Source organism: Ruegeria sp. HKCCD4884, from assembly GCF_013110855.1.
In the GTDB taxonomy this organism is placed as follows: domain Bacteria; phylum Pseudomonadota; class Alphaproteobacteria; order Rhodobacterales; family Rhodobacteraceae; genus Ruegeria.
The window spans coordinates 13,794-26,602 of record NZ_WVRJ01000018.1 but is presented as its reverse complement, the minus strand read 5'-3'; the positions used below and the strand labels follow the sequence as shown (position 1 = coordinate 26,602).

Below are 12,809 nucleotides of genomic sequence, written 5' to 3'. Positions count from 1 at the left end.
GCATTAATTTCGGCGGGACACAGGAATTTGTTGTGAAAGCGGGGGAACCTCCTGTAGTTTGAAGGCAGAAATTTGTGTGTGACATTTAGTGTGGGTATGAGTGATTTGACCAAAGATACAATTCCAGTCGTCGTCATTGGCGGAGGCCCCGCTGGCCTGACCGCAGCATACGAACTCCAGAAGCTGAGCGACAAGCATGTGCCGCAGGTCTATGAATCCTCGGACATGGTCGGAGGCATCTCGCGTACCGAAACCCATAATGGGTATCGTTTCGACATTGGTGGGCATCGGTTCTTCACCAAGGTGCAGGAAGTCGAAGACATGTGGCACGAGGTGATGGGCACGGATTTCATTACCGTGCAGCGCCTGAGCCGCATTTTCTATCGTGACAAGTTCTACGATTACCCGTTGCGCATTTTCAACGCGCTGGGAAATATCGGCCCGTACGAGACGTATAAGATCATTGGCAGCTTCGTTAAGTGGAAACTGCGTCCCCGGCCGCAGGAAGACACGTTTGAAGACTGGGTCGTCAACCGCTTTGGTGGACGTCTCTATATGCACTTCTTCCACAGCTACACCAAAAAGGTCTGGGGTATTCCGCCCTCTGAAATCCGGGCCGACTGGGCTGCGCAGCGGATCAAGAATCTGTCGTTGCCCAAAGCGGTCTGGAACGCGATTTCGGGGGCCAATGATACGGCCAGCCTGATCGAGGAATTCCAGTATCCCCGTCTGGGCCCCGGCATGATGTGGGAAAAGACCCGCGATATGATCCGGGAAAAAGGCGGTAGCGTTGAAACCCATTCCGAAGTGACCCAGGTCAACCGGGACGGCAACCGCGTGACCTCGATTGACGTGCGCCACTGGAATGAAGACGGCGAGAAATGGACCGAGCGCGTCGAGGGCGAAGAATTCATCAACTCGATGGCCGTGCGCGATCTGATCCATGCCTTTGATCCGCCGCCGCCGCCCGAGGTGATCGAAGCCGCGGACCGTCTGCGGTATCGTGACTTCCTGATCGTGACCCTGATCCTGGATCACGCGGATCCGTTCCCGGACAACTGGATCTATATTCACAGCCCGAAGGTGAAAGTGGGCCGGATTCAGAACTTCCGGGCGTGGTCGGCAGAAATGCTGCCGGATCAGAACACCTCGTCCATAGGGATGGAGTATTTCTGCCAGAAAGGCGACGGGCTGTGGTCTTCGTCTGACCAAGAGCTCAAAGAACTGGCCAGCACCGAGCTTGAAAAGCTGAACCTGGCAAATGCTGACACGGTCGTCGATTATTCAGTGATCCGGCAGCCCAAAGCCTATCCGGTCTATGATGGTGAATACAAAGAAGCCCTGGATACGGTCAGCGACTGGCTGAAAACGCTCGAAAATTTCCAGACTGTCGGGCGCAACGGGCTGCACCGTTACAACAACCAGGATCACTCGATGCTGTCGGCCATGTATGCGGCGCGCAATATCATGGGCGAAGACAATGACGTCTGGGACGTCAATGTCGAACGGTCCTATCACGAGGAATTCGAAGCCAAGCCCGAAAAGAAACGCGCGGCAAACGCGCAGCTCAAGAAAAAGGGCGCTGTCCTCGAATGATCAAAGGGCGGAGGCGAACCATATCGCCCCCGCCAGGCTCATCTGATGAACAGACGGGTCATCATCCTTGGTCTTTTTGGGGTCGCTTTGCCCGGCGTTCTTGCGCCGTTGGCCAGCGTCCCGTTTAATGCTCCGTAAATTTATCTGACGGCTCGGTATTTGAATGAATCGCAAGTTGCGCAATCTCTTGTTCACGCTGCACACCTGGCTGGGTCTGCATTTTGCGATCTTTTTCTTTTTTCTGTTTCTGACCGGATCGCTGCTTGTGGTTGGGGTTGAGCTGGAATCGGTCGGTCGCCCCGCCGTCTGGACCACGGCCGCCAAAGAGGATCGAACCGCCAGTTTTGGGGAAATCTATAACAATATCAAAGAGGCTTACCCCGAAAGTATGGTCCAAACCATCACCAAGCGCCCAACCCCCTGGTTCGTAGACCGCAGCGAAGGCCGCACTGGTTGGGGTGAGCAGGTGAATTACTGGACCGATCCCGAAACCGCAGAGGTTGTGCAGGTGACGCGCTATCCCGGTTTTGACAGGATTCTGCGGGAACTTCACGTCAAACTGCTCTCGGGTCAAAGCATCATCTACAAGGCCGTGGCGGCAACCTCCATTGTGGTTCTGTTTCAGATCATAAGCGGGCTTATTACGTATAGACGTTTCTGGAAGGGATTCTTCCGGCGGCCCAGACAAGGGGCCGACTCCCGATCATGGGCCGGCGCGATGCACCGGTTGACCGCTGTCTGGACAGCGCCCTTTCTCATTATCAGTGCTGTCACAGCCTTCTTTTTCATGTTGAGCGATTTCGGGATTGACGGTTTCAGGCCAAAACCTGAGCCGTCCGTTGAACGCGAGACCCGGTTACCACCCGACTTCGGGGCCGCCATCCTTGATCAGGCAGAAGCCCGCGCCCGCGAGGCCCTGCCCGGATTTGAACCCCAAAGCGTGGCACTTCCTGTCAGGAAATCGGACGGTCTCAGCTTTTCGGGCCACCTGCCCAGCATTCCCGAGATCAGGGGACCCAGCATCGTGACAGTTGATCCCGTGACATTCGAGATCCTGGGGGCCTTCACCCCCTATGACAACACGCACATTGCCCGCTGGCGTCATGTGATAGATGAACTGCACTATGGCTATTGGGGTGGGATCTTTTCAAGGGGGCTCTGGATTGCTCTGGGGCTTGTTGCAACCGGTGTCGCGTTCACCGGCGCTTTGATTTTTGCCACCCGGCTGACCTCGGATGCCGCGCAATATGGTCCGCTCAGACGCATCTGGCGTGGTCTAGGGATTTTCCGCTGGGCCTATGTGCTGTTGGTGCTGGGAGTTCTGGCGGGCGGTTATGTGAATTACGGCCCCATCTCTTACAAAAGGGCTGGCATTCTGCCGGAAAAGGCCCCGGCATCCCTGGCCTATCTGGTGCTGGACGACCCGCTCAGACGTGGAACCCCGCTCGACGTCGAACTGCGGATCGGCGCGCCCGAGGTCGACACTGCATCGGTTGAAATCAACGGGCGCACAGCGCAGTCGCTGACGGTGACACCCGCAGGTCAATCTGCACACGCCTATTTCCAACTCGACCCGGCAGACTCATCCAACGATGTGATCGTGCAACTGGTTGAAACAAACGGAAGGACACAAACCATCACTTTCCGCCTGGGGCAGCCAATCTGGTAGACTGCGTTTCAAGCGGAAGATCTCTGTCGCATGCAATCTGAACAGGTACAATTCTTGACGCCGAAACGATCTAATTTGGTCAATTTTATTGTCTACGTTCAGTCAACATGTGGTTGAATGAAACACGCAAGACACGGAATTAAACCAGTTCCCCTTTGTCCTTGGGTATTCTGCAAGCGGAGCGGGTTAAATGAATTATGAATATAAAGGGTTTCTGTTTACATGAATAAAGTCGCAGAACGGATCGATGCAGACAGCACCGCAACCAGTAAAGCGGCTGCGACAGATGTCGAAGGCATGAGCCTGAGCGTGGTCATCCCCGCGTTCAACGAGGAAAACGCCGTACGTCACACAGTCGAGGATGTGCGCACCCACCTTGAACCGCTGGGCATCCCCTACGAGATCATCGTGGTGGACGATGCCAGCCAGGACAACACCCGCGCCGAGGCCGAAGCCAGTGGAGTCACCGTTACCTTCAACGATGTCAATTCCGGTTATGGCGCCAGCCTCAAGCGTGGGGTGCGGATGGCGCAGTATGAATATGTCGCCATTCTGGATGCCGACAGCACTTATCCCGCGCGTTATCTGCCGGGTATGTTGGCCATGTGCCGCGATCAGGACATGGTGGTCGGCGACCGAGGTGCCGCGATGAAAAACGTGCCGCTGCTACGCAAACCGGCCAAGAAATTCCTGTTCGCCTTTGCGTCGTTCCTGGCCGAGCGCAAGATCAACGATCTGAACTCGGGCCTGCGTGTGTTCCGCAAGTCCGAGTTGATCCCGTTCCTGCCGCTGCTGCCGCAGAATTTTTCGTTCACCACCACGATCACGCTGTGCATGACGTCAAATGGCAAGCGGATGATCTATACGCCGATCGAATATGGTAAACGGGTGGGCAAGTCGAAAATCCGGCCGATCGATTTTCTGAACTTTATCATCCTGATCCTGCGTATCAGCACTTTGTTCAACCCGCTGCGGGTGTTCATCCCACTGGGTCTGGCGTTTTTCACGCTGGGAACGGTGAAATTCATTGTCGACATGTTCTACTGGAACCTCAGCGAAACGGCAGTGTTCTCGTTCCTGGCGGCGATCATGATCTGGTCGCTGGGGCTGATCGCCGACATGATCTCGCGGCTGCATCTGAGACCCTGACAGGAGCGGCGGGATGTTTTCCGATCCAAGTCAACGGCGCTGGCTGATCCGGGTTGCCGGATCGGTCGTGGTGCTGGCGATCCTGTTCTGGATTCTGCCTGCTGATGCAATCGTGGCCGCGCTGAAGGCAATCCCGATCTGGGTATTTCTATGCGTGCTGGTCCTGTTCCTGCTGGCCCATGTCGCGGCGGCGCTGAAATGGTGGCTGCTTCTGGGGCGCGGATGTGCAGCCCCGCTGGCCATCCGGGCACATTTTGCCGGGCTGGCCGCCAACCTGTGCCTGCCGGGGGCGATTGGCGGCGACACAGTCCGCGCCGGTCTGGCGCAGGCAGCGATGAAGGATGGCGCGCGGGTTGTTGCGGGGGCCACCGTGGATCGGCTGATCGATATGGTGGCCCTGCTGACCCTGTCTTGTCTGGGGCTGATCCTGACATGGGAAAGCGCTGCGGGCGGGCATATGATCTGGCCGGTGGCGCTGGTCCTGCTGGCGGCGCTGGCGGGCATGGTCGCTTTGCCGCGCCTGCTGCCCCTGCCTTGGCGCTATGTGCCGTCCCTGCCCGGCAAAGGCTTTGCTCATCGTCTGTCCGATGCGTTGGCTGAAATGGGCCGCAAGCCCGGCACACTAGCCGTGGCCTTTATCGCCTCGGTCGCCATCCAGCTGGGGCTGGTCCTGCTGGCCTGGTGGCTGGCTACCGCAGCCGGTGTCGATGTGGCCGCCGGACCATGGATCTTTGCCTGGCCATTGGCCAAGATCATTGCCGTGCTGCCAGTATCTCTGAACGGGTTGGGCCTGCGCGAGGCAACACTGGCCGGTTTTCTCGCCCCCTTTGGTGCCAGCGCCGCCGCGGTCGTGGCCGCGGGGCTTGTCTGGCAGGTTGTTTTGTTTACGGCGGGCGGGTTTGGCGCGCTGGTTCTGACCATGTCCGGGATGCGGCTTAGCGCTCCGGCGAGTTCCCAGAAGGAAGAGTGCAAGTGACGGATGTTTCCCAAAACCCAGGCAACGACAAACCCCATATCATCATCCTCGGCGCCGGACCGGCTGGCCTGGCCGCAGCCCATGCGCTGACCGGACAGGCCCGTGTAACCGTGATCGAACGTGCGCCTGTTGCGGGCGGCAATTCGGCCTCGTTCCCGGTTGAAGGCGTGATTTGCGACTATGGCTCGCACCGGTTTCATCCGGCGGCCGAGCCCGAAGTTCTGGCCGATGTGAAATCCCTGTTGGGTGACGATCTGCTGCTGCGCCCGCGCCATGGGCGCATCCGGCTGGGCGGCAAATGGATTCACTTTCCGCTGAAACTGACCGATGCGCTGATGCGCCTGCCCAAACCCTTTGCCGCGTCGCTGATCGGGGACATGGCGCTGAAACCCTTCCGCAAGAAAAGCGAAGGTCCCGAGACATTCTCGACCGTGCTCTATGACGGGCTGGGGCCGACGATTTCGGACAATTTCTATTTCCCATACGTGCGCAAGCTTTGGGGGCTGGATCCGGACAAGCTGGCGGTGAAACTGGCAGAACGTCGGGTCGGCAGCGGCTCGGTCGGCAAGATCCTGATGAAGATGCTGCGCCTGCTGCCGGGGCTGCGCAGCGAAACGGCGGGGCGGTTCTTTTATCCGCGCAAGGGGTTCGGACAAATCTCGGACGCGATGCGGAACAGTGCGGAAAGCAACGGGGCCGGCTTCCTGTTCAACACCGAGATCACCGCCATCGAGCGGGACGGCAATCGTATCACTGGGTTGACGATCCGTGACGAAGATGGCGAGCGGCACATGACCGGCGATCTGATCCTGTCGACCATCCCGCTGACCGGGCTGACGCGCCTGATCGGCGACGCTCCGGCCGAGGTGGTCGAAGCCGCCCGCGCGATCCGGTTCCGCGGCATGATCCTGCTGTACCTGGTGCTTGAGACCGACCAGTTCACCGAGTTCGATGCGCATTACTTCCCCGAACTGTCGATCCCGATCAGCCGCATGTCAGAGCCCAAGAACTATAACGCCAGTGGCGAGCCGAAAGGCGTCACCGTTCTGTGTGCCGAGCTGCCCTGCGACCCGGATGAAAAATGGTGGTCCATGTCCGACGAGGAACTGGGGCAGGAATTCACCAAATGGCTGGGCCAGCTGGGCCTGCCCGTCACCGTACCGGTGCGCCGCTGCGAAACCCGGCGGCTGAGCCATGCCTATCCGGTTTACGATGTGGGCTATGAAGAGCGATTTGATACGGTGGATCAGTGGCTCTCAGATATGGACGGATTGCTCGTATTCGGACGGCAGGGGTTGTTTGCTCATGACAACACCCACCACGCCTTTGCCATGGCTTATGGCGCGGCGGATTGCATTGACGGCAAGGGCCATGTCGACCGCGCGAAATGGAACAGGTATCGCGAGGTCTTTGCCACCCATGTGGTGGAAGACTGACCCATGCCCGCCTGGCAGGCCGATATCCTGATGTATCATTCGATCTCGGATGCGCCGGGACCGACCTCGATTGCGCCCGAGGTGTTCAAGGCCCAGATGCAGGCGCTGGCGGCATCCGGCCTGCCGGTGGTCACACCGGATGCGCTGGCCAACCCGCCTGCCCCGCGCGTGGTCATCATCAGCTTCGATGACGGGTTCGAAGATTTCGCCGACACCGCCTGGCCGATCCTGCGCGATCATAATTTCACCCCGATCGTCTATCTGCCTTCGGGCCGGATGGGCCGCAGTGACAGCTGGGCCGGCGGACATGTCCCCCCGCGCCCGCTGATGGGCTGGGACAAAGTTGCGGCATTGGCCGAAGAAGGGGTCTGTTTCGGCGCGCATAGTATCAGCCACCCCGACCTCACCACGCTGGACCCTGAGGCGCTTGAAGACGAGATAACCGGCCCTGGTCAGGACATCACCGCCCGGCTGGATCAGCCCATTCGCCATTTTGCACCCCCTTATGGGGCATCGAACCCGGACATACGCGCGCGGGTCGCCCGGAATTACGACACCTCGGTCGGCACAAGGCTGGGCGTGGCAAAAGCGGGTGATGACATGCACGATCTGCCGCGGCTCGAGATGTTCTATTTCACCGACATCGCCCGCTGGAAGGCTCATCTTGCCGGGCGCGGCGGGCCCTATCTTGCGGCACGCAAACTGATGCGCAACGTGCGGGCCGCCATTCGGGGGAAGCCTTGGTGAGCAAACCTTTTTTATCCGCGACTATAGCCGGAGGCGCGGGACAGATTGTACACTTCGGCACAGTGGTTCAGAACAAGTGACAGGTATATAGATATGCATATTCTGGTGACCGGCGGGGCCGGGTTTATTGGCTCTCATCTGACGGAAAGGCTGATCGGGGATGGCCATACCGTTACGGCTCTGGACGATCTGTCAACGGGGCTCATGTCCAATCTGGCCAGTGTTGCGGATCACCCCGGTTTTACCTTTGTCAAAGGCAGTATTCTGGATCGCCAGCTGGTCACTGATCTGGTTGGACCGGCGGATGTGGTGTTCCATCTGGCGGCGGCCGTTGGGGTCAAGCTGATCATGGATGAACCCAGCCGGTCGATCCTGACCAATGTTGCGGGCACGGAAAACGTTCTGGATGCAGCGCTGGTGGACAAGACACATACCTTCATCGCCTCCAGTTCCGAGGTCTATGGCAAAAGCACCAATTTTCCCTTTCAGGAAGAAGGCGACCTGACTATCGGCGCCACCCGCAACCTGCGCTGGTCTTATGCTTGCGCCAAGACGCTGGACGAGTTTCTGGCACTGGCCCATGCACGGGAATCCGATCTGCCTGTCACGGTGCTGCGGTTCTTCAACACCACCGGCCCGCGTCAGACCGGGCGTTACGGGATGGTGCTGCCAAATTTCGTCAAATCCGCGCTGGAAGGCGCGCCGCTGATGGTGCACGGCACTGGCGAGCAATCGCGCTGCTTCGGCCATGTGGCGGATGTGGTCGAGGCCATGTGCCGTCTGATGACCCTGCCCGATGCACGCGGTGACGTGTTCAATGTCGGCACCGATCAGGAGGTCACGATCCGCGCACTGGCCGAGCAGGTCATTCGAACAACCGGCTCGACCTCGGAAATCCAATTCGTCCCCTATGACACTGTCTATCCCGAAGGGTTTGAGGACATGCAGCGCCGCCTGCCCGATGTCTCGAAACTGCAACGCGTCACCGGGTTCCGCCCGATGCGGACGCTGCAGCAGATCATCGATGATATCGTTGCCGAGATGACCCGCCCGGTTCCCGCATGAGGGCGCTTCTGTCGGTACAAACGGGCCACACCCCGTGACCGATCTTGTCATCGGGTCGGGGCCAGCAGGCGTATCGGTGGCCATTGCCCTTCTGAACCGTGGCCGTCAGGTTTTGATGATTGACGGAGGGGAAGAGCTTGAAGTCTCCGCACAGGAGCGTCGCGGCCGGATGGCGGCCTCAGAACCTGAGGACTGGTCTGCGGCAGATATTCGGGCCTGGCAGGCCCCTCAGTTAGACACGCCGCCCGGACAGGTGCGCCGGTTCGGGTCCGATTTTGCCATGGTGCCGGGTACAGACACACTGGTTGCGCCGGATCAGATCGGATTGCGTGCCTCACATGCGGCGGGGGGGTTATCCAACCTTTGGGGCTCGGCGATCCTGCCCAACCGGGATGCAGATATCACCGACTGGCCGCTGAGCGCGCAGGATCTGGCACCGCATTACCGGGCGATTGCCAAATTTCTGCCGGTCAGCGGGCGAGAAGATGCCTTGCAGACCCTGTTCCCCGCCTTTCCGATGCAGCACCGGGTTCCACTGACCCCATCACCTCAGGCCGGGCACATTCTGCACCGTCTGGAGCACCACCAAAGCAATCTTGCCCGCTTGGGAGCCTCTGCCGGGATGGCGCGCCTGGCTGTGGATCCGGGTTGCCGCTACTGCGGCCAGTGTCTGCATGGGTGCCCTTGGGGGCATATTTATTCGGCCAGACAAACACTTGAGGATCTGCGCCACCACACGGCGTTTCGCCACCGCCATGGCCTTGCCCATGGCTTTGAAGAACAAGCTGATCATGTCACGGTCCGGCTGGACGGCGGCGAGAGCCTGAAGGCTGATCGCGTTTTTGTCGCCGCAGGCGTTCTGGAAACGGCGCGCCTGCTGTTGCTGTCTTCGGCGGATCCGGCTGCCCGCCTGCAATTGCAAGACAGCCAGCATTTCTTCCTGCCCAGTCTTCACCGCTGGCGCGCCCCGCGCCGCCCTGATCAGGTTCCCTATCACACTCTGCCGCAGATTTTCATCGAGCTGGATGACCCCGATCTCTCGCCCCATCTGGTGCACAGCCAGATCTATACCTGGAATGAGTTCTATGCCCAGGATCTGATCCGCAGCTATGGCGCAAAGCTGCCCGGCTCGACCCCTATATGGCATATGCTGGCCCGGCGGCTGATCGTGGCGCAGGCGTTTCTGCATTCCAACCATTCTGCCCGTATTGATCTGACACTGGCCCCTGACGGGCGGCTTGTATCCACGGTCCTGCCGAATGACACAACCGAGCAGGTCATGGCGCGGGCCACATCCCGGCTGGCGCAAGTGCTGAAACTGGCCGGGCTGACCCCGCTCAGCTTTGCCCGCCGCCCCGGCGATGTGGGGTCAAGCTTTCATGTCGGCGGCTCGGTGCCCATGGCCGAAACGCCCCGCACAGGACAGTCGGATATTCTGGGTCGACCCAAGGGGCTGGCGCGGGTGCATCTGGTCGATGCCTCAATCCTGCCCAGCATTCCGGCCACAACCATCACCTTTTCGGTCATGGCAAACGCCCACCGGATCGGAACGCTGGCCCCCTGACAGCAACGCTCGCCCGGGATGCTTATCCGGTACCGGTTTCAAAGGCCCCAGCTTCCAGCGCCGCAGCCAATCTTTGGTTTCCTGCACCATGGGCCACGCGCGCCAGCGCCGCGCCATACGCCTCCAGCACGGGTGTTTCGTGCCAGATCTCTAGAAACGCCTTACGTGCTGCAGCACCCTGTACCGCGCGCTGGTCGGGCTGGTGCTGAAGGTTACGCATTGCCGCGATCAGATCATCCTCGGTTTCGAACAGCTCTCCACCCCCTGCCCGCTCGACGATCTCGGGGAACGGGCCCAGCCGTCGGGCAATCACCGGTGTGCCCAACCGGAAGCTTTCGATCAGGATGATGCCGAAGGTTTCATAACAAACCGAAGGTACAATCAGCCCCAGTGCGCCACGATAGTAAGCGTTCAATTCGTCAGGTGTCTTGCGGCCCAGGAACTTGATCCGGTCATTGCCTGCGGCCTGTGCCTTCAACTCATCCGCGTAATCACCATCGCCAAGGATCAGCAGATCGGCATCCGGGTAACGATCAAAGGCGGGGAAGACATCCTGCAGCCCCTTGATCTTTTCCAGCCGACCGACAAACAGGAAATAGGGACGTTCATGCGCCGCCGGTTCCGGCAAGGCGCTCTGGTCCAGATCGGGCAGGAAATAGGGCAGCACCTGCATCTCCTGCCGCAAGCCAAACTCGCGATGTTTGGCGCGACTGAATTCGCTTTTGGCAATGATCAGATCCATGTGATCCAGTGCCCGGTCCAGTGCGCCGGTATAGCGCCACAACTGCGGCGGGCGTTTGTAATTCAGCACACAGCGCAAGCACTGGCGATCATCGCACAGTTCCCGCCCATGCCGCCAAAGAACGTGGGTTGGACAGACCAACCAGTGTTCATGCGCCTCATAGACTTTCAGCCCCTCTCCCATCGGCAACAGGCCGGGCCCGCCGATCAGCGAAGTGTTGTTGTGCCAGATGATATCCGGCTTCCGCTCGGCCAGTATCTCGCGGATGCGCGCGCCATGAATCACCGGGCGGCCCATCTGTTGGGTCAGCAGGTTCGACATCATGCCATTGCGGCTGCGCAATCCGATCCGACGCACCCCGTCAGGGGGCCCTTCGGGCTGCGGCTTGCCGCCCAGGATCAGATAGCTGTCTTCGTCATGCACCACCGTCACATCGTGCCCCCGCGCCACAAGCGCCCGGGCCATGCGCTGAATGCCAATGGCATCGCCGCCAAAGGAATAAGGGGGATAAAATGTAGTGAACATCAAAATGCGCAGGGACTGCATGTGACTCAAACCGGATTACCAATGACTTTCCGATATGAAAGCATGATCCATACCATGATCGAAAGATGGAACTTGCCCTGAAGCCCTGTTCACAGGCTGTGTTGCGGGCATGCTGCAAAGGAATGCAGCTTTTGTCCGCAGCTCAGTCAAGAAGACTGAAATAAAGCGCCTCAATCTGCCGATTGATGTGGTCTGGATCAAACCGGCTCTCTTTCGACCTGTCCAAGGCCCTGGCTGCCATGTCGGCGCGCTTTTGGTCATCTTCGAGAATATGCTCAACAGCCTGCGTGATCGCCGCGACATCGCCGATTGGCACACAGGCACCGACCGTATCATGCACCAGTTCGTGAACACCCGAACAATCGGTGGCCACAACCGGGGTTCCAACCTGGAACGCTTCGGCAATAGAGATGGGCAGCGCCTCCCACCGCGAGGTCAGCAACATCAGATCCGCTGCCCGCAAATAGCGATAGGGAACCTCGGTACGTCCGGCGAAAAACAAATGCTCATCCAGACCACGCTGTGTCGCCAGCGCCCGCATCTCCTGATCCAGCGGCCCATCCCCGACAACGACAAAGCGATAGCCGGGATGGGTGTCCTTCAGACGCGCGACGCAATCGATCAAGACGTCAATGCCCTTTTGATAGGCCACCCGCGCGAGAGAGACGACAAGATGCGTGCCACCGCGCAGTAAGGTGTCGCGCAGCGCAGCAACATCCTCGGCCGTGTCCGAGGGCGGCGGTTTGATACCTAAGCCAATCACCCGCAGCTTGTCCTGCGGAATGCCCGCGATCTCGGCCAGATCATCTGCGGCCCGGTGGCTGGGCGTAACCACCAGGTCGGCATGACGTGCAATGGTTCCAAACCCTTTGATCCGTTGGGGGTCCGATCCGTGATAGGTCACGACAAGCGGTATATTCAGATTCAGCCGTGCCAGCAGCGCCACCAATGCTGGGGCCGATTCATGCGCGTGGATCACATCGATCTGTGAAGACACAAGCCAACGGCGTAGCGCGGCAGCCCCACGCCCTGCATTGGCCAGACGGCGCGGCAATGTGCCTCCATCACCACCGACATAACGCGTCGGGATGGGCAGGAACCTATCTTCGGCCCATTCCCCGGCCCATTCATCCGGTGTTCCCGCCAGATAGAGATCATGACCACGCGCTTTGAGCCAGGTGCTCAGATCAAACGCGTGCCGGGCGATCCCGCCCAACCCGAAATCAGAGCATGTCTGTACGATACGCAAGGGTTTCAGGCTATCTTGGATCGATTCAGGGCGCATGGAGAATCCAAATATTGCGGGCATAAATGGTGTA

At 59.5% G+C, this 12,809-nt stretch carries 10 protein-coding genes; 8 read left to right on the top strand and 2 right to left on the bottom strand.

Features of this window, described 5'->3' with window-relative positions; genetic code table 11:
* Positions 1 to 96: 96 nt before the first annotated feature.
* The 8 genes from GS636_RS20575 to GS636_RS22945 all read left to right on the top strand — a co-directional run bounded on the left by GS636_RS20575 (position 97) and on the right by GS636_RS22945 (position 10,202).
* Entirely contained in the window at positions 97 to 1,596 is a 1,500-nt protein-coding gene (locus GS636_RS20575; RefSeq protein WP_171672162.1) for an NAD(P)/FAD-dependent oxidoreductase, read from the top strand.
* A 163-nt stretch (positions 1,597 to 1,759) separates the two neighbouring features.
* Positions 1,760 to 3,265 carry a PepSY domain-containing protein gene (locus tag GS636_RS20570; RefSeq protein WP_171672159.1) on the top strand — a complete coding sequence of 502 codons (1,506 nt, stop codon included), beginning with the start codon at positions 1,760 to 1,762 and terminating at the stop codon, positions 3,263 to 3,265.
* Positions 3,266 to 3,487: 222 nt separating this feature from the next.
* A complete protein-coding gene (locus tag GS636_RS20565) occupies positions 3,488 to 4,414 on the top strand; it encodes a glycosyltransferase family 2 protein (RefSeq protein WP_171672157.1) in 927 nt (308 codons plus the stop codon).
* A gap of 13 nt (positions 4,415 to 4,427) precedes the next feature.
* On the top strand, positions 4,428 to 5,390 hold the full coding sequence (locus GS636_RS20560) for a lysylphosphatidylglycerol synthase transmembrane domain-containing protein (protein WP_171672155.1): 963 nt from the start codon (positions 4,428 to 4,430) through the stop codon (positions 5,388 to 5,390).
* Positions 5,387 to 6,826, top strand: coding sequence for an FAD-dependent oxidoreductase (locus GS636_RS20555; RefSeq protein ID WP_171672153.1), 1,440 nt, complete (start codon positions 5,387 to 5,389; stop codon positions 6,824 to 6,826). Before GS636_RS20560 ends, GS636_RS20555 begins: the two co-directional genes overlap by 4 nt.
* 3 nt (positions 6,827 to 6,829) lie before the next feature.
* A complete protein-coding gene (locus GS636_RS20550; protein WP_171672150.1) occupies positions 6,830 to 7,573 on the top strand; it encodes a polysaccharide deacetylase family protein in 744 nt (247 codons plus the stop codon).
* 93 nt (positions 7,574 to 7,666) lie between these two features.
* The gene (locus GS636_RS20545; protein ID WP_171672148.1) at positions 7,667 to 8,638 is read left to right on the top strand and encodes an NAD(P)-dependent oxidoreductase; all 972 of its coding nucleotides are present in this window, start codon (positions 7,667 to 7,669) and stop codon (positions 8,636 to 8,638) included.
* Between the two features lie 34 nt (positions 8,639 to 8,672).
* Entirely contained in the window at positions 8,673 to 10,202 is a 1,530-nt protein-coding gene (locus tag GS636_RS22945) for a GMC oxidoreductase (RefSeq protein WP_171672145.1), read from the top strand.
* 22 nt (positions 10,203 to 10,224) lie between these two features.
* Here GS636_RS22945 and GS636_RS20535 read toward each other — a convergent pair whose 3' ends face one another.
* Positions 10,225 to 11,469 (bottom strand): glycosyltransferase family 4 protein, encoded by a 1,245-nt coding sequence (locus GS636_RS20535; RefSeq protein WP_171672143.1) that lies wholly within the window; start codon positions 11,467 to 11,469, stop codon positions 10,225 to 10,227.
* A 163-nt stretch (positions 11,470 to 11,632) separates the two neighbouring features.
* Positions 11,633 to 12,775, bottom strand: a complete 1,143-nt coding sequence (locus tag GS636_RS20530; protein ID WP_171648812.1) for a glycosyltransferase family 4 protein — start codon at positions 12,773 to 12,775, stop codon at positions 11,633 to 11,635.
* Between the last annotated feature and the right edge of the window lie 34 nt (positions 12,776 to 12,809).